The sequence below is a fragment of the Microbacterium capsulatum genome, from assembly GCF_030865425.1.
In the GTDB taxonomy this organism is placed as follows: domain Bacteria; phylum Actinomycetota; class Actinomycetes; order Actinomycetales; family Microbacteriaceae; genus Microbacterium; species Microbacterium capsulatum.
This window is the reverse complement of the sequence record NZ_JAVFCB010000006.1, coordinates 198,566-221,118: the sequence shown is the minus strand read 5'-3', so window position 1 is coordinate 221,118 and position 22,553 is coordinate 198,566. Positions and strand designations below refer to the sequence as shown.

The following is a 22,553-nucleotide window of genomic DNA, read 5'->3' as shown; positions in this document are numbered from 1 at the left end:
GGGTGGGTGAGTGGGGTCGGGTCAGCGGGGGTCCGGGTCGTCCAGGCCCTGCGCGACCGGCGGCTGCTGCTTGCCGAAGGACGGCGTGTGCGCCGTCCCCAGCGTGATCTGCACCGACTGTTGGGTCGTGTAGAAGTCGATCGAGCGGTAGCCGCCCTCGCGCCCGAGACCCGACGCCTTCACGCCGCCGAACGGGGTGCGCAGGTCGCGCACGTTGTTCGAGTTCAGCCAGACCATGCCCGACTCGATGCCCTGCGCGAAGTTGTGCCCGCGGCGCAGGTCGGAGGTCCACAGGTACGCGGCGAGGCCGTACTTCGTGTTGTTCGCCAGCGCGAGCGCCTCCTCCTCGGTGTCGAAGGGGGTGATCGCGACGACCGGGCCGAAGATCTCCTCCTGGAAGATCCGCGCGTCGGGCGCGACGTCGACGAAGACGGTCGGGGCGACGTAGTTGCCGGTGGGGAAGCCCTCGGGGCGGCCGCCGCCGGCGAGCAGACGGCCCTCGCCCTTGCCGATCTCGATGTAGCTCATGACCTTCTCGAAGTGGTTCGGGTGCACGAGCGCGCCGACCTCGGTGCGGTGGTCGCCCGGCAGGCCCACGACGATCTTCTTCGCGCGCTCGGCGAACCGGGCGATGAAGTCGTCGTAGATGCTGCGCTCGACGAGCACGCGCGATCCGGCCGTGCAGCGCTCGCCGTTCAGGCTGAACACGCCGAACACGGTGGCGTCGAGGGCCGACTCGAGGTCGGCGTCGGCGAAGACGACGGCCGGGCTCTTGCCGCCCAGCTCGAGCGAGAGGCTCTTGAACTGCGGGGCCGCGGCGGTCGAGATCGTCGCGCCGGTCGAGCTGTCGCCGGTGAACGAGATGATCGGCACGTCGGGGTGACGGACGAGGTGGTCGCCCGCGACGCCGCCGGATCCGAAGATCAGGTTGAAGACGCCGTCGGGCAGGCCCGCCTCGCGGAAGATCTCCGGCCACAGCACCGCGGACAGCGGGGTGTAGCTCGCGGGCTTCAGGACGACCGTGTTGCCCGTGGCGATCGCCGGGGCGAGCTTCCACGACTCCTGCATGAACGGCACGTTCCACGGCGTGATGAGGCCGGCGACGCCGATCGGCTTGCGGTTGACGTAGTTCATCTGGCTGCCGGGGACCTTGAACGCGTTGTCCACCTGGGCGACGATGAGGTCGGCGAAGAAGCGGAAGTTCTCGGCGGCGCGGCGGGCCTGGCCGAGGGCCTGCGTGATCGGCAGACCGGAGTCGAAGGCCTCGAGCTCGGCGAGGCGGGCGTCGCGCGATTCCACGATGTCGGCGATCCGGTGCAGCACGCGCGAGCGCTCACGGGGGAGCATGCGCGGCCACGGACCCTCGTCGAACGCGCGCTTGGCGGCGGCGACCGCACGGTCGACGTCGGCCTCGCGAGCGGACGCGGCCTGCACGTACGTCTGGTTCGACACGGGCTCGAGCACGTCGAACGTGTCGCCGTCGATCGAATCGACGAACTCGCCGTCGATGTAGTGCAGCAGCTTGGCGGGCAGGTCGGCGGGAGTCTGGGATTCAGTCATCATCGTCCTTCGATGTCGTCGGATGGTCAGCGGAGAGAGGTCAGCGGAGAGAGGTCAGCGGAGAGGGGTCTGCAGGGCGGTCTCGGGGTGGCGGGCGGCGAGGAACGCGTCCATCGTGCGCCAGCGGTGGTTGCGGGCGGCGAGTTCGATCTCGAGCGGATCGGCCCCGGTGCGGATGAGGTCGAGGATCTGCACGTGCTCCTCGACGGAGTGGCCGGCGCGGCCGGGCACGAACGCGAACGTGGAGTCGCGGATCCCGCTCAGGCGCGCCCAACCCCGGTGCACGAGGTCCAGCACGTGCGGATTCGGGCAGGGCTCGTACAGCACGGAGTGGAACTGCCGGTTCAGCTCGGTGAACCGGTGCGCGTCGAAGCTGTCCAGCAGCCGGATCATCCGCGCGTTGATCTCCTCGGCGCGGACGAGCGCGTCCTCGTCGAGGAAGGGGGCGCTGAGCGCGGTGGCCGCGCCCTCGACGAGCCCGAGCGTCTGCATCGTGTGCGCGTACTCGCTCTCGTCGACGAGCGAGACGCGGGCGCCGACGTTGCGTTCGAACGTCACCAGCCCTTCGGCCTCGAGCCGGCGGATCGCCTCGCGCACGGGCACCACGCTCATGCCCAGCTCGTCCGCGATCGGACCGAGCACGAGGCGGAAGCCGGGCCCGAAGGCCTGCGAGGCGATGCGGGAGCGGATCCAGGCGTACGCCTGCTCCGACTTGCTCGCGGCGAGGGCTGTGGTCATGCGCCGGTCACCGAGCCCTGCGAAGAGCCCGAGCCTTTCGCGGCGTCGTACTTCGCGCGCCACTCGGCGTTCATCGGGAACAGCCCGTCGACCCGGTGCCCGGCGGTCACCTGATCGGCGATCCAGGCGTCCTCCTCCTCCTGGGCGAGGGCGGCGTCGGCGACCTCCTCGGCGAGGGCCGCGGGGATGACGATCACGCCGTCGCCGTCGCCCACGATCACGTCGCCCGGCTGCACGGCCGCGCCGCCGCAGGCGATCGTCACGTCGACGTCCCACGGGACGTGCCGGCGACCGAGCACCGAGGGGTGCGCGCCCTGCGAGAACACGGGCAGTCCGATCTCGGCGACCGCGTCGAAGTCGCGCACGCCGCCGTCGGTGACGACGCCGGCCGCGCCGCGGGCCTTCGCGCGCAGGGCGAGGATGTCGCCGAGCGTGCCGGTGCCGGCCTCGCCACGGGCCTCGATCACGATGATCTCGCCCTCGTCCACCGCGTCGAACGCGCGCTTCTGGGCGTTGTAGCCGCCGCCGTGGCTCTGGAACAGGTCCTCGCGGGCGGGGACGAAGCGCAGCGTCTTGGCGGTACCGACGATCTTGGTGCCGGGCAGATTGGCCGAGACGCCGTCGATGAAGCAGGAGTGCAGCCCGCGCTTGCGCAGCTGGGCGGACAGGCCCGCGGTGGGCGCGGCCTCGAGCTTGGCGCGCAGCCCGGCGGAGAGCCCGCCCCGGCCGGAGCCTGCCGAAGGGCCCCCCGACTCTTCGGCAGGCGCCTCATCCGCGAGGCCCGCCTCCTCGCGCGAACCCCAGGCTTCGGCGCGCTGCAGGTCGTCGACCGCCGGCAGCGAGCCGAGCGCCGGGTCGAAGGCCACGGATCCCTGCGAGACCGTGGTGCGCAGCCCACCGGACGACGGATTGCCGTGCACCGTCGGGGCGTCCACCTCGATCACGACGACGTCGCCGGGGACGATCACGCTGGATCCCGCCGGCGTACCGGTGAGGATCACATCACCGGGTTCGAGCGTGAAGTGCTGCGACAGGTCGGCGACGAGCTGGGGGAGCGGGAAGAGCAGCCCGGAGGTCTCGTCGTCCTGGCGCAGGTCGCCGTTCACCCAGGCGCGCACCCGCAGCTGCGTCGGGTCGACCGTGGCGGCCTCGATGAGCTCGGGCCCGAGGGGCGTGTAGCCGTCGCCGCCCTTGGAGCGGACGTTGGATCCCTTGTCGTTCGCGCGCAGGTCGTACAGGCCGAGGTCGTTCGCCGCGGTCACCCAGGCGACGTGCGACCAGGCGTCCTCGACGCGCACGTGCCGGGCGGCCGTGCCGATCACGAGCGCGATCTCGCCCTCGAAGGCGAGCAGCTCGGTGCCGGCGGGGCGCTCGACGACGGCGTCGGTGCCCGCCAGCGACGAGGACGGCTTGAAGAAGTAGGAGGGGGCGGCGGGGGTGCGTCCGCGCTGGTCCGCGCGGGAGCGGTAGTTGAGGTGGATGGCGATGATCTTGCCGGGCCGGGGGATCGGTACGGACGGATCGGTCATGGACGGCGCCTCCTCGCGCTTTCGGGTGCCTCGGACCGGAGTCGTCGGCGTCGTATCCGAAATCGTATATTATCTCAACGGGCCCGGCAAGCACCGGATCCGGATCCGTTCGATCGCCGCCTCGACGCAGGCGGGGCGGATCCGAGACCGCGGGCCGACAACGTCGTCGCACGCAAAGGAGACAGCATGTCCGCGGAATCCTCACCGGGCTTCACCCCCACCGGCACCATCGCCTCGTCGATCGACCGGCGCCGCGTGGTCGTCGCCACCGTCATCGGCACCACCGTCGAGTGGTACGACTTCTTCATCTACGCGTTCGCGGCCGGGGTCGTGTTCGCCAACCTGTTCTTCCAGCCGATGGGCAAGGACTTCGCGCAGATCGTGTCGTTCTTCAGCGTCGGCGTGAGCTTCCTGTTCCGTCCGCTCGGCGCGTTCCTCGCCGGGCACTTCGGCGACAAGCTCGGCCGCCGCCCGATGCTCGTGATCACACTGCTGCTCATGGGCGCCTCGACCACGCTCGTCGGCCTGCTGCCCACGCACGCCGTGATCGGCGTGTGGGCGCCGATCCTGCTCATCCTCCTGCGCGTCGTGCAGGGCGTCTCGGCCGGCGGAGAGTGGGGCGGGGCGGTGCTGATGGCCGTCGAGCACGCGCCGCGGAAGAAGCGCGGACTGTTCGGCGCCGCGCCGCAGATCGGCGTGCCGATCGGCCTGCTGCTCGCCTCGATGGTGCTCGCGCTGATGGCGCAGATCGCCCCGGGCGCGGCGTTCGACGCGTGGGGCTGGCGCGTGCCGTTCCTGCTCTCGATCGTGCTGATCGGCGTCGGCTACTGGGTGCGCCGCCGGGTGTCGGAGAGCCCGGTGTTCACCGAGATCTCCGAGCGCAAGGAGGAGACGCGGATGCCGATCGTGCAGCTGCTGCGTCACCACCTGCTGCTGGTGATCGTCGCCGCGCTCGTCTTCGCCGGCAACAACGCCGTCGGGTACATGACGACCGGCGGCTACGTGCAGCACTACGCGACGGATCCTGCCGGCCCGGTCAAGCTGGGCACGGGCCCGGTGTTCTGGGTGGTCGCGCTCTCCGGCGTCACCTGGCTGATCTTCACCGGGCTCGGCGGCTGGCTGTCCGACCGCCTGGGCCGGCGCACGACGTACGTCATCGGCTGGATCCTGCAGCTCGTCGGCGTGGTGCTGCTGTTCCCTCTGACGGACATGGCGACCACCGGCTCGCTGGCCGCGGCGCTCGTGATCCTGACGGTCGGGCTCGGGCTCACCTACGGGCCGCAGGCGGCGCTGTACGCCGAGCTGTTCCCCGCGTCGATCCGCTTCTCCGGCGTCTCGATCTCGTACGCGATCGGCGCGATCCTCGGCGGCGCGTTCGCCCCGCTCATCGCGCAGGCGATCTTCCAGAACACGCACTCGACGGTCGGCATCACCTGGTACCTCGCCGGTATGACGGCGATCGGCCTGCTCGCGACCCTGCTGCTGCGCGACCGCAGCGGCATCCCGCTCGGCCCCGAGGCCGAGGCGGAACAGGCGGTCAGCCCGATCCGGGGGATGTCGAAGGTCTGATCCCGGTGCGGGCCGTTGATCGGGCTCCCCCGGGGTCGTAGATCAGGCTCCCTCGGGGTTCGTTGAGCAGGCCTCCCCGGGGTCGTAGATCAGGCTCCCTCGGGGTCGTTGAGCAGGCCTCCCCGGGGTCTTTGAGCAGGCCTCCCCGGGGTCGTTGAGCGAGCTTCCCCGGGGTCGTTGAGCGAGCACCGACGGAGTCGGAGCGAGACGAAACGCGGTCTCCGGCGGAGTCGGAGGGAGACGAAACGCGGTCTCCGGCGGAGTCGGAGCGAGACGAAACGCGGTCTCCGGCGGATCGCCGCGTTTCGTCTCGGTCGCCTCCGGCGTCCTCGCTCAACGACCCCGGGGGATGGGGTCCTCGCCAACCACTCCGGGGGATGGGGTCCTCGCTCAGCGCCACGGGTGGGTGGGCTCAGGCCCCGAGGGCCTCGCGGATCGTCGTGGCGGAATGCTGCAGGCGGGTGGCGATCTCCGCGTTCGTGCGGCTCGTCGCGACGTGCACGACGGCGATCGCGGCGGGGCGCTGGGCGCGCAGGGCGAGTGGCACGGCCACGGACTGCACGGTCGGGATGACCTCGTCGTGGCTCGTCGCGTAACCGTTGGCGCGGACGAGGGCGACCTCGGCGTGCAGCGGGTCCGGGGCCCCCTCCGGCCACCCCGCGTCCGGCAGCTGCGCGAGGATCGCCTTGCCCGGGGCCCCGACGACGACGGGGTGCCGGGCGCCGGGGCGCTGGGCGACGCTCGCGACCGTGTGCCGCGGCTCGACGCTGACCAGGGTGATGCACTCGTCGCCGTCGAGGACTGCGAGGAAGCAGGTCATGCCGAGCTCGTTCGCGACCGCGGTGAGCTCGGGGAGGGCCTCGGCCTGCAGGTCGTACGCGACCCCGGCCGCGAGCGCGGCCATGCGCGGCCCGAGCGCGACGAGCCCGGCGGCGTCCCGCCCGACGAGACGGTGGTCCTCGAGTGTGCGCACGAGGCGGTAGGCGATCGAGCGGTGCACACCGAGCCGTCCGGCGACGTCGTCGATCGAGAGCGGGCCGCGGGCGTCGGCGAGGATCTCCAGGATCCGGACCCCGCGACTGAGGGTCTGCGATGCCGGCGCCTCCGCCATGGATCCTCCTCGGGGTCTCGATCTTGATCGCGCACGCGACCTCGGATAGTCTGTGTTCAATAGTAGAACGTTGTGTTCGAATATAGAACACAGCGGAGCGAAGCGCAACAGAACCCGACGGCGCCGTCAGGAAGGAATCGACGACGATGCAGTTCCACCACCACGGATACGTCTCCCACGACCCGCGGGTGCTCCCCGCCGACGGCACCGGTATCGACCGGCCCGCCGAGCTCCCCGACGAGATGGACGTCCTCATCGTCGGATCCGGCCCCGCCGGTATGCTCCTCGCCGCGCAGATGTCGCAGTACCCGGGCCTCAGTACGCGCATCATCGAGCGCCGCGACGGCCGGCTCGTGCTCGGCCAGGCCGACGGCATCCAGCCGCGCAGCGTCGAGACGTTCCAGGCGTTCGGCTTCGCCGAGCGGATCATGGCCGAGGCGTACAACATCGGCTGGATGAACTTCTGGGGGCCCGACCCGGAGAACAAGCAGAACATCATCCGCACCGCCCGCACGGCCGACTACGCCTACGACATCTGCGAGTTCCCGCACCTCATCGTGAACCAGGCGCGCGTGCTCGACTACTTCGCCGAGGCCGCGGCCGACGGCCCCGGACGGATCCGGCCCGACTACGGGGTGGAGTTCGCCGGGCTCACGATCCACGACGAGGGCGAGTACCCGGTCGAGGTGCAGGTCCGCTACGTCGCGGGTGAGCGCGCGGGCGAGGAGCGCACCATCCGCGCGAAGTACGTGGTCGGCTGCGACGGCGCGCGCAGCGGTGTGCGCGAGGCGATCGGCCGCAAGCACGTCGGCGAGATGGCCGCGCACGCCTGGGGCGTCATGGACGTGCTCGTGAACACCGACTTCCCGGACTGGCGCACCAAGTGCGCGATCAACGCCGAGGCCGGCAACATCCTGCACATCCCGCGCGAGGGCGGCTACCTCAGCCGGATGTACATCGACCTCGGCGAGGTCGCCGCGGGGGACAACCGCCAGGTCAAGCACACCCCGATCGAGGCCGTCATCGCGAAGGCCAACGAGATCCTGCACCCGTACTCGATCGACGTGAAGCAGGTCGCCTGGCACAGCGTCTACGAGGTCGGCCACCGGATCACCGACGGCTTCGACGACGTCGACGAGGACGTGACGCGCCACCCGCGCGTGTTCCTGACCGGGGACGCCTGCCACACGCACAGCGCGAAGGCCGGCCAGGGCATGAACGTGTCCATGCAGGACGGCTTCAACCTCGGCTGGAAGCTCGGATCCGTGCTCACCGGCCGCAGCCCGCAGGAGCTCCTGTCTACCTACGGCTCGGAGCGGCACCCGGTCGCGCAGCAGCTCATCGACTTCGACCGGGAGTGGTCGTCGCTGATGGCCCGCAAGCCCGAGGAGATCTCCGACCCGCAGGAGCTCGCGACCTACTACCTGGCCACGGCCGAGTTCCCGTCCGGGTTCATGACCCGGTACACGTCGTCGATGATCATCGGATCCGAGGCGCACCAGGATCTTGCGACGGGCTTCCCGCTCGGCAAGCGGTTCAAGAGCGCCGAGGTCGTGCGGGTCGGCGACGGCAACGTCGTGCACCTCGGCCACCACGCCCGCGCCGACGGGCGCTGGCGCGTGTACGCGTTCGGCGATGCCTCGGGTGCGGGGCTGAACGACTGGGCGGCCCGGACCGCACCGCTGTTCGCCCGGTACACCCCGGCAGCCGGCGACGTGGACGCGGTGTTCGACGTGAAGGCGATCTACCAGCAGTCGTACGAGGAACTCGACGTCACGACCGCACCGGCACTGTTCCAGCCGAAGACCGGACCGCTCGGGCTGACCGACTGGGAGAAGGTGTACGCCGCCGGCCCGTCGAAGTGGACCGCCGCGGACATCTTCGCCGACCGCGGCCTGTCCCGCGACGGCGTCGTCGTGATCGTCCGGCCCGACCAGTACGTCGCCGCGATCCTGCCGCTGGGAGCGGTGGACGAGCTCGGCGCGTTCCTCGAGGGCGCGTTCCTGGAGGCGTGAGGTCACGCCGCCACCGACCGTGTCCCGTCTTCTCCGTACCGTGTGTCCCGTTTTCTCCGTACCGTGTCCCACTTTCTGCTCTGAAACAGGGCAGATCACGACCGAAAGTGGGACACGGTCGGAGGCGCAGGTCTGGGTGAGGAGCCGGAGAACGGGGAGAGACCCGGGTCTCAGCCGGGGATCGGCGTCGCGCCGCCGGAGACGACGATGCCGCCGGACTCCGGGATCCTCACCGTGAGCAGGCTCGGGCGGCCGACGTGCGCGCCCTGGTGGATCCGCACGGTGCGGTCGGCGGGAACGCGGTCGATCCCGCGCAGGTAGGCGCCCGTCGAGGCGGCCGCCGAGCCCGTCGCGGGATCCTCGGTGATCCGGCCGACCGGGAAGAGGTTGCGCGCGAGCAGCTCGCCGTCGCCGACCGCGTGCAGCACCGTGACGGTGCCGGTCCAGCCCCGCTCGCGCATCAGCGCCGCGACCGGAGCCGGGGCGAAGCGGAACTGGTGGAAGACCGTGGCGTCGTGCAGCACGAGCACGGGGTGCCAGTTGCCGGCGAACGACTCCCGGGGCGGGTAGGCGGGGTCCAGGTCCTCGGGGACGAGCCCCAGCAGGTCGAGCAGGCGGGCGAGGACGTCCGGATCCAGCTCCCGCTGCGCCGGCTCGACGCTCGTGAACGCGACCGCGGTGCCCTCCGCCGTCGTGGTCGCGGTGAGGGCGATCTCGCCGACCGGGGTGTCGAAGACCATCGCGCCGGGCCCCTCGCGCTCGGCGAGCACGACGGCGGTGGCCACCGTGGCGTGCCCGCAGAACGGGACCTCCGCGGCGGGCGACCAGTACCGGATCCGGTAGCGCCGGTCGCTATCGGCGGATCCGTCGCCGGATCCGTCGCCGTCCTCGCGGCCGAGCAGGAACGCGGTCTCCGGGTAGCCGATCTCCGCCGCGATCCGCAGCATCCCGGCGTCGTCGAGCGCCCCGGCATCGAGGACGATCCCGGCCGGGTTGCCGCCGTCCGGCGAGGCGGCGAAGGCGGCGTAGCGGAGGATCTCGGGTGCGGGCGCGGCGGTCATGGCTCGAGCCTAGGGCTGCGGATCCCGCGCGGGGCGGGCCGGAGACCTAGACGATCCCCAGACCCAGGAAACACACTGGACACATGGCAGAAACGGGCCGGTGACGCGGCCTGAAGATACTGGTCGCGGAGAGGCACGCCGATGAACCTGACCCCGTCCGACACGGAGAAGCTGCTGCTCGCGGTCGCCGGCATGGTCGCCCGCGACCGGCTGTCCCGCGGCGTGCGCCTGAATCACCCCGAGGCCGTCGCCCTGCTCGCCACCTGGGTCGTCGAGCGGGCCCGCGAGGGCGCCCTCGTCAGCGACCTCATGGCCGAGGGCCGGCGCGTGCTCACCCGGGACCAGGTGATGGACGGCGTCGCCGAGATGATCCCCGACGTGCAGGTCGAGGCGATGTTCCCCGACGGCCGCAAGCTCGTCACGATCCACGACCCGATCGCCTGAAGGAGCCCGCATGCTGGCAGGAGCGAACGGCCCCGGCGCGATCCGCGTCGCCGAGGGCGTGCACGTACTGAATGCGGATCGCGGCCCCGACGAGCGGATCGTCCTGGTCTTCCGCAACACCGGCGACCGGCCGATCCAGATCGGCTCGCACATCCACCTCCCCGACGTGAACCCGGCGCTCGAGTTCGACCGGGAGCGCGCGCAGGGCTTCCGGCTCGACATCCCCTCGGGCACGTCGCAGCGTTTCGAACCGGGGGCGAGCCGCGAGCTCGCCGCGGTCGCCCTGCGCGGCGCCCGCCGGGTCCCCGGCATCGCGATCCGCCCCGTGCCCTCTCCGGCAGAGGGGCGCTGACATGGTCGAGATCTCCCGCGCCGCCTACGCGGCCCTGTACGGACCGACGGTCGGCGACCAGCTGCGCCTCGCCGACACCGACCTCTGGATCGAGATCGAGGAGGATCGCACGTTCGGCGGCGAGGAGGCCGTGTTCGGCGGCGGCAAGTCGATCCGCGAGTCCATGGCGCAGGGCACCACGACCCGCCGCGAGGGCGCACCCGACACCGTTATCACCAACGTCGTCGTGCTGGACTGGTGGGGGATCATCCGCGCCGATGTCGGCATCCGGGACGGGCGGATCGTCGCCCTCGGTCGGGCCGGCAACCCCGACATCGCGGACGGCGTGCATCCCGACCTGCGCATCGGCCCGTCGACCGACGTGATCTCCGGCGAGGGCCGGATCCTCACCGCCGGCGCGATCGATTCGCACGTGCACCTGCTCTCGCCGTCGCAGATCCACGAGGCGCTTGCGACCGGCATCACGACGATCGTCGGCGGTGGAACGGGGCCGTCCGAGGGATCCAAGGCCACGACCGTCACCCCGGGCGCCTGGCACCTCGAGCGGATGCACCGGGCTCTCGACGCCCTGCCGGTCAATGTGCTGCTGCTCGGCAAGGGCAATACGGTCTCGGCCGAGGGGCTTCGCGAGCAGGCGCTCGCCGGGGCCGCCGGCTACAAGGTGCACGAGGACTGGGGGTCCACACCCGCCGCGATCGACGCCGCGCTGCGCGCCGCCGACGAGCACGGGCTGCAGGTCGCGCTGCACTCCGACTCGCTCAACGAATCGGGCTTCGTGGAGAGCACGATCGCCGCGATCGGCGGGCGGTCGATCCACGCCTTCCACGTCGAGGGTGCGGGCGGCGGGCACGCGCCGGACATCCTGCGCCTCGCCGGGCTGCCGCACGTGATCCCCGGATCCACGAACCCGACCCTGCCGCACACGGTCAACACGGTCGCCGAACACCTCGACATGCTCATGGTGTGCCACCACCTGAACCCCTCCGTGCCCGAGGACCTCGCGTTCGCGGAGTCCCGGATCCGGGCCACCACGATCGCGGCGGAGGACGTGCTGCACGACCTCGGCGCGATCTCGATCACCTCCTCCGACGCGCAGGCGATGGGGCGGATCGGCGAGGTCATCGCGCGCACCTGGCAGGTCGCGCACGTGATGAAGGCGCGCCGCGGCAAGCTCTCCGCATCGGAGCGGGCCGACAACGACCGGGCCCGCCGGTACGTCGCGAAGTACACGATCAACCCGGCGATCGCGCACGGGGTGGATCACGAGATCGGATCCGTCGAGCCGGGCAGGCTGGCGGACCTGGTGCTCTGGGATCCACGGTTCTTCGGGATCCGTCCGTCGCTCGTGATCAAGGGCGGCACGATCGCGTGGGCGGCGCTCGGCGATCCGAACGCGTCGATCCCGACCCCGCAGCCGGTGCTGATGCGCCCCGCGTTCGGCGACGCGATCGGGGCGGAGCGCTCCGTGACCTTCGTCTCGCCGGCCGCCCTCGACGACGGTCTCGCCGGGCGGCTCGGGCTGCGCCGGCGGCTGCTGCCGCTCGCTGCGACCCGCGGCGTCGGCAAGGCGCAGATGCGCAATAACGACGCCCTGCCCGCGATCGACATCCGGCCGGACACCTTCGACATCTCGATCGACGGCGAGCGCGTGGAGCCGGCCCCGGTGTCGGTCCTGCCCCTCGCCCAGCTCTACACGATGTTCTGAGCGGCGTGACCATGGATGCGGAATCTGCTGCCCGGCCCGGCCGGCCCGAGGCCGACAGGCACCGGCCCGGCCGGCCCGAGGCTGACAAACACTGGCCCGTCGTGGCGCTCATGCTCGCGGACTCGCGGACCCCGATCGGCGGACTCGTGAACTCGGGCGGCCTCGAGCCTGCGCTGCAGGGCGGGATGCCGGCCGACCGGGCCAGGGCCTACCTGCACGGCCGGCTGCGCACGGTCGCCGAGATCGAGGCCGCGGTCGCGGTGGTGACGCGGGCCGTGGCGCTCGAGCGGGATCCGGCGGAGTGGGCGTCGGCGGTCGCCGAGATCGAGGACGAGTGGGCGGCTCGGACGCCGAGCCCGGCGCAGCGCGCGTCCTCGCGGCTGCTCGCCCGCGGATTGCAGCGGATGGCGGGGGCGGTGTGGCCGAGCGCGTTCCTCGCCTTCCTCGCACCGATCGCGCCCTCGAGGGGCGTCGTCGTCGGCGCGGTCGCCGCCGCCACCGGCATGCCCGCGGACGCCGCCGTCCGCCTCGTCCTCTACGACGAGGCGCAGGCCGTGGTCGCCGCTCTCCTCAAACTCGCGCCGATGGATCCGCTGGTCACCGCATCGTGGGCGTTCGAGGCGTGCGCCGCGGCCGAGCCGCGCGTGGCCCGCCTGACCGAGATCACCGAGCCGTCCGCCATCCCGGCGAACGGCTGCCCGCAATCGGAGGAGTGGGCAGAATCCCACGCCGCCACGACCCGGAGGTTGTTCCGTGCCTGAGAACCCCGTCACATCGGTCCCCGTGCTTCGACAGGCTCAGCAGCCGGTCGAGGGGCCCGCCCGTTCCCTCCGTCTCGGCGTCGCCGGGCCCGTCGGCACCGGCAAGAGCTCGCTTATCGCGACGATCTGCCGCACCCTCGCCGACGAGCTGCGCCTGGGCGTGATCACGAACGACATCTACACCGACGAGGATGCTCGCTTCCTGCGCTCCGCAGGGGTGCTGGATCCCGAGCGGATCCGGGCCGTCGAGACCGGCGCGTGCCCGCACACCGCGATCCGCGACGACGTCACGATGAACCTCCTCGCCGTCGAGGACCTCGAGCGCGACTTCTCCCCGCTCGACGTCGTGCTCGTGGAGAGCGGCGGCGACAACCTCACGGCGACCTTCTCGCCGGCGCTCGTGGACGCGCAGATCTTCGTGCTCGACGTCGCAGGCGGCGGCGACGTCGCGCGCAAGGGCGGGCCCGGGATCGCCCGCGCCGATCTGCTGGTCGTCAACAAGACCGATCTCGCGCCCTATGTCGAGGTCGACGTCGCCCAGATGGTCGCCGACGCCGAGCACGCGCGGGAGGGCGGCGCGGTGCTCGCGCTGTCCCGCCACGACGCGGACTCGGTCGCCCGGCTCGCGGACTGGGTGCGGACGCTGCTCGCCGCGCACCGGGCCGGGGAGCACGCCCCGCAGGATCCAGGCCCGATGGCGCCGCACTTCCACGCCGACGAGAACGGCGGGTACGTGCACAGCCACGGCGAGGCCGGCGCGGCGCACTCGCACGACCATGCCGAACCCGACCACGCCGGATCCGACCACGTCGGGCACGCCCCGCACGCGCACTGACCGCCGAAGCACCCATGCAGACCACCGTCGTGCGCATCGAGCGGCGCCCCGACCGGGCCGCCCTCGACCTGCGGACCGGGCACCTCGCGCCCCGGGCCGTGGAGCGGGGTGCGGACCGCGCCAGGGTCGTGCTCGTCGCGGGCGGCGCCCTGCTGCTCGGCGGCGATCACGTGCGCGTGGAGATCCACGTGGGGGAGGGCTGCACGCTCGAGCTCGAGGACGTCGGCGGCACCGTCGCCTACGACGCGGACGGGCGGGCGTCGTCCTGGACCGCCGACATCGTCGTCGAAGCCGGGGCGAGGCTGCTCTGGGCCGGGCTGCCGTTCATCGCCGCCGACGGATCCGATGTGACGCGGGAGTCGCGGATCCGGCTCGGTGCGGGGGCGGTGGCGTGCCTGCGGGAGACGCTCGTGCTCGGCCGGCACGGTGAGACCGGCGGACGGCTGACGAACCGGTCGCGCGTCGTCGCCGAGGGCCGGCCGCTCCTCGTCGAGGAGCTTCGGATCGGCGGCGGCGAGGGGACCCCCGGCGTGCTCGGCGAGCACCGCGTACTCGACGCGATCGCGCTCTACGGGCGGCGGGCGGACGACGAGCCAGCGGAGTCCGGCGCGCCGGGTCTTCCCGTCCTCCAGCTGGAGGGGGAGGGCAGCCTGGTCCGGTTCCTCGGAGCCGAGACCCATCTGTCCCCGCTGCCGGAGACCTGGCGGGCCTGGCGCGCGGTCGCCGCGGGGACGGGATCGCCTCGGCCTCTGCCGCGTCGGGCCGGACCCCTCGGAATCCCCGCCGCCTTGCCCCGCCCGTCCTGAGCCCGAGGGGTGCTCCTGTCCGTCCGCCCGTCCGGCCGCCCGCCTACCGTCGGAAAACGGAGAGGGGGAGACGGATCGGCGGCGTGTCGTTCCCGCCAGAGAGCGACACGCCGACGGAGCTCTCCGTTTTCCGAGGCGGGCGCGGGCCCGTCAGGAGTTCACCCGGATGATCTCCTGCTGGTAGGGCGCGATGACGTCGCCGGAGATCCGCAGGTCCAGCACGAGGAAGCGCCGGGTGATCGGATCCTCCTGCGCCCAGGTCCTGAGGCGGTCGAGGTCGGCGAGCGTGCGCACGACGATGCCCTCGGCGCCGACCGCGCCGGCGAACGCGGCGAAGTCGACCTGCGGGATGAGCATGGGCTCGCGGGCGAGGCCCTTGAGGCCGTAGAGGTTGACCTCGGCGCCGTACGCGGCGTCGTTCCAGATCACGGCGACGCCGCGGCCGCCGGCGGAGCGCACCGCGGACTCCAGGTCGGCGATCGCCATCAGGCCTCCGCCGTCGCCCGAGGTGAGCACGACCGTGGCCTCGGGCCGCGCGCGAGCGGCGCCCACGACGCTCGGCCAGCCCTGGCCGATCGCCTGGAACGCCGTGCCGATCATCATCATCCGGTCGGGAGACGCCACCGGCCAGTACATGTTCGCCCAGCCGATGAAGTGCCCGCCGTCCGAGACGACGACGCGGTCCTCCGGCAGCAGCTCGGCGATGCGGCGCGCGGCGGAACGCGGGTCGAGGCGGCCGTCCGCGGCGAGCTCGTCGCCGGGCTCGTAGGCGCGCGCGGCGGCGACGTCGACGCTCTCGCGCCAGCCGGATCCGGCGTTCCCGACGAGCCGCGACACCAGCGCCTCGGCGGCGATCCGGGCGTCGGCGCGGACGAAGCCGCCCACGTGCGCATGGGTCGCGGCGGGTGCGACGTCGATCTGGAACACCTGCGTGTCCGGCGCGAACAGCGCGCCGAAGCGCATCGTGAACTGGTTCAGCGAGGCGCCGAACACGACCGCGACGTCGGCGGTGCGGATGAGGTCCATGGCGCCCTCGGCGCCGAAGCCGCCGGTCACGCCGAGGTCGTACCGCGCGTCCGGGAAGACCCCGCGACCGAGCGCGGAGGAGGAGGTGAGGGCGCCCGTGGCCTCGGCCAGCGCGCCGAGGGCCTCGCCCGCGCCGGCGAGCCACGCACCGCGGCCCGCGAGCAGGACCGGACGCTTCGCGGAGCGCAGCGCCGCGGCGATCCGGTCCAGCATGCCCTCGGCGAACTCGCCCTTCGCCTCGAGCGGCGCGGGGACGCGCGGCTTCGGCGCCACCGGGACCTCGCCCGCCTCGAGCGCGGCGACGTCGTAGGGGATCGCCAGGACGACCGGCACGCGGTAGGTCAGCGCGTGCTCGATCGCGATGATCGTGGTCGCCGCGGCGTCCGCCCGGCCCACCGTGTACGTGCGCGCGCCGACGCCGGAGGCGAGCGCGATCTGGTCGACGTCCCAGGGGCGCGGGCCGGAGGTGGGCTCGTCGCCGACGACGAGGACGAGCGGGATGTGCGCCTGCACCGATTCGGCGAGGGCGGTGAGGGTGTTCGTGAAGCCGGCGCCGTAGGTGCTCGTGGCGGCGGCGATCCGGCCGGAGGCGCGGAAGTGGGCGTCGGCCGCGACGACCGCGCCCTGCTCGTGCCGGACGGCGGTGAAGGCGGAGTCGGTCTGCTTCTCGATCGCGTCGAGGAAGTAGGCGTTGCCGTTGCCCATCACGCCGAAGACGGCGTCGATGTGCTGGGCGAGGGTGAGCGCGACGTGCGCGGAGACGGAGGGCATGCGAAACGTCCTTTCGAGACGACAACGGAAGAAGGATCCGTATGTGTCTCGCCGGAGCGTGCCGCCGCCGTCTTCGGCGTCGTGCGCTGCGGGCTTCGTGCCCCTTTTTCGAGCACCGGCGCACGGGAGCGGGTGACGCGCGGGGCGCCGGACGCGTTCATTCTATCGACGGTCGGCCGCAGGGGAAGGCCGGTGGGCGACGGTGGCGGGGCCCGGCCGACCGTCGTGTGCGAGCTGATCGCTCGGAGTTGTACGCGATCTTCGGACGGATTCGCCGGATCTGTCAGAACAGGCTGCACATCTCCGAGCTTGCGAATGTCTTCGGGCCGGGCGCGCTTGCGTCCCGTGGGTGCGCTTTCGGCCCGCGGTGGCGCTTGCGGGGCGAAGTCCGGGAATCCGGCGGGCTCAGCCCCGCAGCAGCGCGCGCAGGGTCTGGATGGTGTCGGCCTCGGCCGCGGTCTTGTCGGGCCGGTAGTGCTTCACCCGGGCGAAGCGCAGCGCGATCCCGCCCGGGTAGCGGGGCGAGCGCTGCACGCCGTCGATCGCGATCTCGACGACGAGCTCCGGGCGCAGGTGCACCGCCCACTCCGTACGGTCCGCCTCGTGCGCGGGGAAGGTCTCGGTCTGCCAGCGCAGCAGCTCGTCGGTGAGGCCCTTGAAGGTCTTGCCGACCATGACGAACCCGCCGGGTTCGCCGAACTCGCCGTCGGGGTCCCGAGCGCCGAGGTGCAGATTCGACAGCCAGCCGCGGCGCCGGCCGGACCCCCATTCGGCGCCGAGCACGACGAGGTCGTAGGTGAGCACCGGCTTGACCTTGACCCACGACTTCCCGCGCCGGCCCGCGGCGTAGGGCGCGTCGATCGCCTTGACGACGACGCCCTCGTGCCCGGCGGTGAGAGCCTCCCGGGAGAGCCGCTCGGCCGCGTCCGGGTCGTCCGTCACGACGCCGGGCATCCGCCACGCGCCGGCGACCCGGTCGAGCTCGGCCAGCCGGACGGCGAGCGGCTCGTCGATGAGGTCGCGGCCGTCGACGTGCAGCAGGTCGAAGAACCACGGCCGCAGGACCAGCTCGCGGGCCACGTCGGCGCCGAACCGTGACATCGTCTCCTGGAACGGCCGCGGGCCCCCGTCCTCGTCGAGCGAGAGCGTCTCGCCGTCGAGGATGAGGTCGTGCGCGGGGAGGGCCCGCACGATCTCGACGATCTCGGGCAGCCGGTGCGTGACGTCGGCGAGACTGCGTGTGAAGACGCCGACCTCGTCGCCGTGCCGGTGCACCTGGATCCGCGCGCCGTCGAGCTTGTACTCGACCGAGGCCTCGCCGGTGATCTCGAGTGCCGCGGTCGGGGTCGCGGCGGTCGCGGCGAGCATCGGCAGCACCGGCCGGCCGACCACGAGGCCGACCGCGTCCAGCTCCTGCGGGGTGCCGGTGAGCGCGATCAGCGCGGTCTCGCCGAGGTCGCCGGAGAGCATCGCCGCCCGGCGGACGGCGGCCGGAGGGCGATCCGAGGCACGGGCGATCGCGTCGAGCAGCACTCCGGCCAGCGCACCCGTGCGCAGCTCGCCCAGCATCGCCCGGGCCAGGAAGTCCCACTCCTCGGCCGTCGCCCGAGCCGCAAGGCCGGTCAGCAGCGCGGTGCGCGCGGCCGCGGAGCCGGATCCGGCCGTGCCCGCGAGGTCGTCCAACGCCGCGTCGACGTCCTCGATCGTCAGCGTCGCCTCGCTCGCCGGTGCGGCCTCGATCGCGGTGATCCCGCGCCAGCCGACGCCGAGCCGGCCCTGCCGCGGTGAGGCGAGGAGCAGCCCGACCAGGGGGACGATCTCATCCCGCGAAGCGCTGCGCAGCAGTCGCGCGAGCGCATCGATCTTGGCCAGCCGCGACGAGGTGGCGGCGGCCTCCCCGGTCGCGGTGACGAGCTCGTGGAGCCTCATCCCCGCATTCTCGCACCGGCCTCCGACATCGCGGCGGGAGGGAGGGTCCGGATCCCGATCCGGACCCGCTCAGCGCGACCGCGACACGAGCGCGAGCAGCGCCTGCCCGTAGGCCTCGGACGGATCCGGGTGCTCGAACACGAGCCGCTCACCGCGGATCTCGATCTCGACCCGGAACGCGTCATCGAGGCGGACGAGGCTGCGGAAGGTCCGGCGCAGCAGATCCCGGAGCTGGTCCTCGCGCGGCAGCCACACCGCATCGCCGATCATCACCGCGTCGAGCGCCCACTCGGTCGTGCCGTTGAACGAGAGGATCGTGCCGCTCGGAGTGCGCCGCGCCTCGATCGTCATCCCGCTGATCGTGAAGACGTCGGCCTCGGCCTCGAGCTCGACGTCGTCCGGGAGGTCGAGCTGGAAGCGGTCGCCCTCGGCGGGATGCCAGACGAGGCCGGCGTCCCGCAGCGCGAGAGCGAGTTCGCGCGTGATCATGCCACCCCCTGTTCGTCGGTCGAGCCTATTGTGCGAACACCCGTCGGCGGGAGGCATCGATCGATGTCGGCGGCATGCGGCAGGGTGGAGCTGTGACGTCGAACGCAGCGGCCGCCGGCATCCGGGACGACGCCCTGGGCGCGCTGCGCGAGCTCGTGGGCCGTCCGGACGCGGATTTCCACGACGGGCAGTACGAGGCGATCGAGGCCCTCGTCGCGGGGCGGCGCCGGGCGCTCGTCGTGCAGCGCACCGGCTGGGGGAAGTCGGCGGTGTACTTCGTCGCGACCCTGCTGCTCCGTCGTGCGGGCGCCGGCCCCACCGTGCTCGTCTCACCCCTGCTGGCGCTCATGCGCGATCAGATCGCGGCCGCCGAGCGCGCGGGAGTACGGGCGGTCGCGATCAACTCCACCAACCCGCACGAGTGGGGCGACGTGCTCGACCGGCTCGACCACGACGAGGTCGACGTGCTGCTGGTCTCACCGGAGCGGCTGAACAATCCGTCGTTCCGCGAGGAGCAGCTGCCGGCGCTCGTGCGCCGCATCGGCATGCTCGTGGTCGACGAGGCGCACTGCATCAGCGACTGGGGGCACGACTTCCGCCCCGACTACCGGCGCCTGCGCGACCTCATCGCGCAGATGCCCGCCGCGGTGCCGGTGCTCGCCACGACCGCGACGGCGAACAGCAGGGTCGTCGCCGACGTCGCCGAGCAGCTCGGCGCGCTCGCCGGCGCAGGCGAGGACGCACGCGAGGCAGGAAGGCTCGGCGCGCTCGCCAGCCCGGAAGCGCGGGAGGCGGCCGAGAGGGACGGATCCGCGGTGCTCACGATCCGCGGTCCGCTCGCACGCTCCTCCCTGCGCCTCGGCGTGCTGCGCCTGCCCGACTCCGCGAGCCGGCTGGCCTGGCTGCTCAGCCATCTCGACGCACTGCCCGGATCCGGCATCATCTACACGCTCACCGTCGCCGCGGCGGTCGACACGGCGCGCCTGCTCCGCGAGCGCGGGCATGAGGTGCGCGCGTACACCGGGCAGACCGACCCCGACGAGCGCGCGGAGTCGGAGGGCATGCTCAAGCGCAACGAGGTGAAGGCGCTGGTGGCGACGAGCGCGCTCGGCATGGGCTTCGACAAGCCAGATCTCGGCTTCGTGCTGCACCTGGGCGCGCCGTCCTCGCCCGTCGCCTACTACCAGCAGGTCGGGCGTGCGGGCCGGGCGAGCGAGAGCGCGGACGTGCTGCTGCTGCCGGGGGCGGAGGACCGCGACATCTGGCACTACTTCGCCACGACATCGATGCCCGACCGCGAGCGCGCCGAGCGGGTCATCGCCGCGCTCGGCGACGCGCCGATGTCGACGCCCGCGCTCGAGGCCGTGGTCGACATCCGGCGCACGCCGCTCGAGCTGCTGCTCAAGGTGCTCGACGTCGACGGGGCCGTGCGTCGCGTGCAGGGCGGATGGGTCGCCACGGGCGCGCCGTGGGTCTACGACGCGGAGCGCTATTCGCGCATCGCCGCGGAGCGTCTCGCCGAGCAGCAGCACATGATCGACTACGAGCGCAGCGGCGCGTGCCGGATGGAGTTCCTGCAGCGCTCGCTCGACGACGACACCGCGGCGCCGTGCGGGCGGTGCGACAACTGCGCCGGCGTCTGGTTCCCGACCGAGGTCGGATCCGCCGCGAGCGCCGCCGCCACCGCGTCCCTCGACCGGGTCGGTGTCCCGATCGAGCCGCGCCGGCAGTGGCCGACAGGCGCGGACCGGCTCGGCGTGCCCGTCAAGGGGCGCATCCCGGCCGGCGAGCAGGCGAGCGAGGGGCGGGCGCTCGCGCGCCTCACGGATCTCGGCTGGGGCGGAACCCTTCGCGAGCTCTTCGCCGCCGGTGCCGTGGACCAGCCGGTGCCCCCGCGGGTGCGCGACGCGTGCGTGCGCGTGCTCGCCGAATGGGGCTGGGACGAGCGCCCCGTCGCGGTCGTGTCGATGCCGTCGCGCTCGCGGCCCCTTCTCGTCTCGTCGCTCGCGCAGGGCATCGCCGAGATCGGGCGGCTGCCGTATCTCGGCGAGCTCGGATCCGCGGGCGGCCGGCCCGGCGGACAGCCGAGCGGGAACAGCGCCTTCCGCCTCGCCGGGATCTGGGACCGCTTCACCGCGGCGGGCCTCGACGTCCCGGCAGGGCCCGTGCTCCTCGTGGACGATCTGGCCGACAGCCGGTGGACGCTCACGGTCGGCGCGCGCGTGCTCCGCGCGGCCGGCGCGACGGCCGTCCTTCCGTTCGCGCTCGCGCTGCGCGGCTGACCCGGTCGCCCGCGGGAGCACCCGTGGGGGATCCTTCGGCGAGCGGACGCCGCTCGAGGACCAGCAGCGACGCCATCAGGCTCAGCACGAGCAGCCGCACCGAGCCGGACCCGCAGCGGGCGGAACGGCGCGGCATCGCGTGCCTCAGCAGGCGGGACGGTTGAGCACGTCGGACGCCACGCGCTGCTCCTGCAGCTCGCCGAGGGGCCCGGTCATCATGGTCCGGTCCTCGACGATCACGGTTCCGCGGAGCAGGGTCATCGTGTTCCAGGCGCGGGTGCGGTAGCCCTCCCACGCCGTGTAGTCGGCCTCGTGCAGGTCGGCGGCGCTGACCCGCTTGTCCACGTCGATGTCGAGCACGGCGAGATCCGCGTCGCTGCCGACGGCGATCGCGCCCTTGCGCGGATACAGGCCGAGGATCTTCGCCGCGTTCGCCGAGGTGAGGTCGACGAACCGGACGAGGTCGAGCCCCCGGTCCACCACGCCCTCGGTGTACGCCACGGCCATCCGCATCTCCACGCCGGCGAACCCGCCCGTCGCGTCGAAGATCGTCTTTCCGCGGGTCTTCACGTCGAAGTCGGTGCACACGCCATCGGTCGCGAGCGTGCTCAGCGTGCCGTCGATGAGCGCCGGCCACATGCGGTCGCGGTCGGGCGCATCCTTGAGCGACGGGTACGTGTGGTAGATGGCGCCGTGCGGCTGCCGGTAGTCCGCGGCGGAGAAGTACGCGTAGTGGGGGAGGATCTCGCCGTAGATCGGCGCGCCCTCTCCGCGGGCCTGGCGGATCGCCTCGATGCCGTCGTTCGCACTCACGTGCATGAGGTAGATCGCGGCGCCCACGTGCCGGGCGAGCGTGATCGCGCGCTGGAAGGACAGCCGCTCGGAGAGCACGTTGTGCGCGTGGTGCATGTTCTCCAGGCCGATCGCGCCCTGGTGCTTCAGGCGACGGTAGGAGTACATGACGATGTCGTCGTCCTCGGCGTGCACCGCGAGCATGGCGCCGGCCGCGGCCGTCTGCTCCATGATCCCCCACATGTTGCCGAGGTCGGTCTTCTGGTGCGGGCGGGTGGGCGTGGTGTTCGTCATCCACACCTTCCAGCTGCCGTGGCCGTTCCTGACCGCATCCGGGATCTGCTCCAGCACGGAGAACGGGATCTCCGGCTCCTTGAAGGTGCCGTGCAGGGCGAAGTCGGTGTAGCTGATCCCGTTCCACTCCGTCGCCTTGCGCCGGAAGGAGTCCTCGAGGTCGTCGCCGGGCTGCCAGTGCGCGAAGTCGACGAGCGTCGTGGTGCCGCCATACACCGCACCCTCCGAGACCCGATCGGACCCGAAGCACTTGATGCCGCTCTCCGCCGCCGTCGGGAGGACGGAGTTGGTGTGCACGTGCGGGTCGATCCCACCGGGCACGACCAGCTTGCCGGCGACGTCGACGACGCGGTTCGCGGCGTCGTGCGGCGTGGTGCCGGCGAGGGCGAGCGCGGCGATCCTCCCGTCGGCGATCGCGATGTCGAGGCGCGCGGGCCCGGAAGGGGTGACGACGAGGCCGCCGGTGATGAGGAGGTCGTACATG

18 protein-coding genes are annotated in these 22,553 nt (G+C 72.5%); 9 read left to right on the top strand and 9 right to left on the bottom strand.

Annotation, left to right across the window (positions count from 1 at the left end; all coding sequences use genetic code 11):
• Positions 1-21 precede the first annotated feature (21 nt).
• From RBR11_RS12150 to RBR11_RS12140, 3 genes are read right to left on the bottom strand one after another with little or no spacing between them, the layout of a single operon-like run.
• Positions 22-1,560: an aldehyde dehydrogenase gene (locus RBR11_RS12150; RefSeq protein WP_308489610.1), complete on the bottom strand. Its 1,539-nt coding sequence runs from the start codon at positions 1,558-1,560 to the stop codon at positions 22-24.
• Between the two features lie 54 nt (positions 1,561-1,614).
• The gene (locus RBR11_RS12145) at positions 1,615-2,298 is read right to left on the bottom strand and encodes a GntR family transcriptional regulator (RefSeq protein ID WP_308489609.1); all 684 of its coding nucleotides are present in this window, start codon (positions 2,296-2,298) and stop codon (positions 1,615-1,617) included.
• The gene (locus RBR11_RS12140; protein WP_308489608.1) at positions 2,295-3,827 is read right to left on the bottom strand and encodes a fumarylacetoacetate hydrolase family protein; all 1,533 of its coding nucleotides are present in this window, start codon (positions 3,825-3,827) and stop codon (positions 2,295-2,297) included. The genes RBR11_RS12145 and RBR11_RS12140 overlap by 4 nt, the downstream gene beginning before the upstream one ends.
• Positions 3,828-4,013: 186 nt before the next feature.
• Between RBR11_RS12140 and RBR11_RS12135 the strand changes: the two genes are divergently transcribed.
• Positions 4,014-5,396: an MFS transporter gene (locus tag RBR11_RS12135; RefSeq protein ID WP_308489607.1), complete on the top strand. Its 1,383-nt coding sequence runs from the start codon at positions 4,014-4,016 to the stop codon at positions 5,394-5,396.
• Positions 5,397-5,808: 412 nt separating this feature from the next.
• Here the strand turns inward: RBR11_RS12135 and RBR11_RS12130 are convergent, their stop codons facing one another.
• Complete coding sequence (locus tag RBR11_RS12130; RefSeq protein WP_308489606.1) at positions 5,809-6,507, bottom strand: IclR family transcriptional regulator; 699 nt, start codon at positions 6,505-6,507, stop codon at positions 5,809-5,811.
• Between the two features lie 146 nt (positions 6,508-6,653).
• On the opposite strand from RBR11_RS12130, the gene RBR11_RS12125 reads away from it, so the two are divergent.
• Positions 6,654-8,522 carry an FAD-dependent monooxygenase gene (locus tag RBR11_RS12125; RefSeq protein WP_308489605.1) on the top strand — a complete coding sequence of 623 codons (1,869 nt, stop codon included), beginning with the start codon at positions 6,654-6,656 and terminating at the stop codon, positions 8,520-8,522.
• A gap of 170 nt (positions 8,523-8,692) precedes the next feature.
• On the opposite strand, the gene RBR11_RS12120 is transcribed toward RBR11_RS12125, so the two are convergent.
• Positions 8,693-9,583 carry a PhzF family phenazine biosynthesis protein gene (locus tag RBR11_RS12120; RefSeq protein WP_308489604.1) on the bottom strand — a complete coding sequence of 297 codons (891 nt, stop codon included), beginning with the start codon at positions 9,581-9,583 and terminating at the stop codon, positions 8,693-8,695.
• Between the two features lie 141 nt (positions 9,584-9,724).
• Between RBR11_RS12120 and RBR11_RS12115 the strand changes: the two genes are divergently transcribed.
• From RBR11_RS12115 to RBR11_RS12090, 6 genes are all read left to right on the top strand, one after another.
• A complete protein-coding gene (locus tag RBR11_RS12115; protein ID WP_308489603.1) occupies positions 9,725-10,027 on the top strand; it encodes an urease subunit gamma in 303 nt (100 codons plus the stop codon).
• 10 nt (positions 10,028-10,037) lie between these two features.
• Positions 10,038-10,379 carry an urease subunit beta gene (gene ureB / locus RBR11_RS12110; RefSeq protein WP_308489602.1) on the top strand — a complete coding sequence of 114 codons (342 nt, stop codon included), beginning with the start codon at positions 10,038-10,040 and terminating at the stop codon, positions 10,377-10,379.
• A gap of 1 nt (position 10,380) precedes the next feature.
• The gene (locus tag RBR11_RS12105; protein ID WP_308489601.1) at positions 10,381-12,084 is read left to right on the top strand and encodes an urease subunit alpha; all 1,704 of its coding nucleotides are present in this window, start codon (positions 10,381-10,383) and stop codon (positions 12,082-12,084) included.
• A 110-nt stretch (positions 12,085-12,194) separates the two neighbouring features.
• Positions 12,195-12,845 (top strand): urease accessory protein UreF, encoded by a 651-nt coding sequence (locus RBR11_RS12100; protein WP_308489660.1) that lies wholly within the window; start codon positions 12,195-12,197, stop codon positions 12,843-12,845.
• A gap of 22 nt (positions 12,846-12,867) precedes the next feature.
• Complete coding sequence (gene ureG / locus RBR11_RS12095) at positions 12,868-13,680, top strand: urease accessory protein UreG (protein WP_308489659.1); 813 nt, start codon at positions 12,868-12,870, stop codon at positions 13,678-13,680.
• A 14-nt stretch (positions 13,681-13,694) separates the two neighbouring features.
• The gene (locus tag RBR11_RS12090; protein WP_308489600.1) at positions 13,695-14,486 is read left to right on the top strand and encodes an urease accessory protein UreD; all 792 of its coding nucleotides are present in this window, start codon (positions 13,695-13,697) and stop codon (positions 14,484-14,486) included.
• A gap of 150 nt (positions 14,487-14,636) precedes the next feature.
• Here RBR11_RS12090 and RBR11_RS12085 read toward each other — a convergent pair whose 3' ends face one another.
• The 3 genes from RBR11_RS12085 to RBR11_RS12075 all read right to left on the bottom strand — a co-directional run bounded on the left by RBR11_RS12085 (position 14,637) and on the right by RBR11_RS12075 (position 18,701).
• On the bottom strand, positions 14,637-16,283 hold the full coding sequence (locus tag RBR11_RS12085) for a thiamine pyrophosphate-binding protein (RefSeq protein WP_308489599.1): 1,647 nt from the start codon (positions 16,281-16,283) through the stop codon (positions 14,637-14,639).
• Between the two features lie 405 nt (positions 16,284-16,688).
• Entirely contained in the window at positions 16,689-18,212 is a 1,524-nt protein-coding gene (locus RBR11_RS12080) for an ATP-dependent DNA ligase (RefSeq protein ID WP_308489598.1), read from the bottom strand.
• A gap of 69 nt (positions 18,213-18,281) precedes the next feature.
• A complete protein-coding gene (locus RBR11_RS12075) occupies positions 18,282-18,701 on the bottom strand; it encodes a pilus assembly protein CpaE (protein ID WP_308489597.1) in 420 nt (139 codons plus the stop codon).
• 74 nt (positions 18,702-18,775) lie between these two features.
• Here RBR11_RS12075 and RBR11_RS12070 point away from each other — a divergent pair, with 74 nt between their 5' ends.
• Positions 18,776-20,983, top strand: a complete 2,208-nt coding sequence (locus RBR11_RS12070; protein WP_308489596.1) for a RecQ family ATP-dependent DNA helicase — start codon at positions 18,776-18,778, stop codon at positions 20,981-20,983.
• A 144-nt stretch (positions 20,984-21,127) separates the two neighbouring features.
• Here RBR11_RS12070 and RBR11_RS12065 read toward each other — a convergent pair whose 3' ends face one another.
• The gene (locus RBR11_RS12065) at positions 21,128-22,552 is read right to left on the bottom strand and encodes an amidohydrolase family protein (RefSeq protein ID WP_308489595.1); all 1,425 of its coding nucleotides are present in this window, start codon (positions 22,550-22,552) and stop codon (positions 21,128-21,130) included.
• Position 22,553 lies beyond the last annotated feature (1 nt).

Bases quoted from the DNA above. Each gene is read 5' to 3' on its own strand.
- RBR11_RS12120 (WP_308489604.1), bottom strand. From the start codon at position 9,583: ATGACCGCCGCGCCCGCACCCGAGATCCTCCGCTACGCCGCCTTCGCC.
- RBR11_RS12150 (WP_308489610.1), bottom strand. From the start codon at position 1,560: ATGACTGAATCCCAGACTCCCGCCGACCTGCCCGCCAAGCTGCTGCAC.
- RBR11_RS12080 (WP_308489598.1), bottom strand. From the start codon at position 18,212: ATGAGGCTCCACGAGCTCGTCACCGCGACCGGGGAGGCCGCCGCCACC.
- RBR11_RS12090 (WP_308489600.1), top strand. From the start codon at position 13,695: ATGCAGACCACCGTCGTGCGCATCGAGCGGCGCCCCGACCGGGCCGCC.
- RBR11_RS12140 (WP_308489608.1), bottom strand. From the start codon at position 3,827: ATGACCGATCCGTCCGTACCGATCCCCCGGCCCGGCAAGATCATCGCC.
- RBR11_RS12145 (WP_308489609.1), bottom strand. From the start codon at position 2,298: ATGACCACAGCCCTCGCCGCGAGCAAGTCGGAGCAGGCGTACGCCTGG.
- RBR11_RS12075 (WP_308489597.1), bottom strand. From the start codon at position 18,701: ATGATCACGCGCGAACTCGCTCTCGCGCTGCGGGACGCCGGCCTCGTC.
- RBR11_RS12130 (WP_308489606.1), bottom strand. From the start codon at position 6,507: ATGGCGGAGGCGCCGGCATCGCAGACCCTCAGTCGCGGGGTCCGGATC.
- RBR11_RS12135 (WP_308489607.1), top strand. From the start codon at position 4,014: ATGTCCGCGGAATCCTCACCGGGCTTCACCCCCACCGGCACCATCGCC.
- RBR11_RS12085 (WP_308489599.1), bottom strand. From the start codon at position 16,283: ATGCCCTCCGTCTCCGCGCACGTCGCGCTCACCCTCGCCCAGCACATC.
- ureB (WP_308489602.1), top strand. From the start codon at position 10,038: ATGCTGGCAGGAGCGAACGGCCCCGGCGCGATCCGCGTCGCCGAGGGC.
- RBR11_RS12105 (WP_308489601.1), top strand. From the start codon at position 10,381: ATGGTCGAGATCTCCCGCGCCGCCTACGCGGCCCTGTACGGACCGACG.
- RBR11_RS12125 (WP_308489605.1), top strand. From the start codon at position 6,654: ATGCAGTTCCACCACCACGGATACGTCTCCCACGACCCGCGGGTGCTC.
- RBR11_RS12070 (WP_308489596.1), top strand. From the start codon at position 18,776: ATGCGGCAGGGTGGAGCTGTGACGTCGAACGCAGCGGCCGCCGGCATC.
- RBR11_RS12100 (WP_308489660.1), top strand. From the start codon at position 12,195: ATGCTCGCGGACTCGCGGACCCCGATCGGCGGACTCGTGAACTCGGGC.
- RBR11_RS12115 (WP_308489603.1), top strand. From the start codon at position 9,725: ATGAACCTGACCCCGTCCGACACGGAGAAGCTGCTGCTCGCGGTCGCC.
- RBR11_RS12065 (WP_308489595.1), bottom strand. From the start codon at position 22,552: ATGTACGACCTCCTCATCACCGGCGGCCTCGTCGTCACCCCTTCCGGG.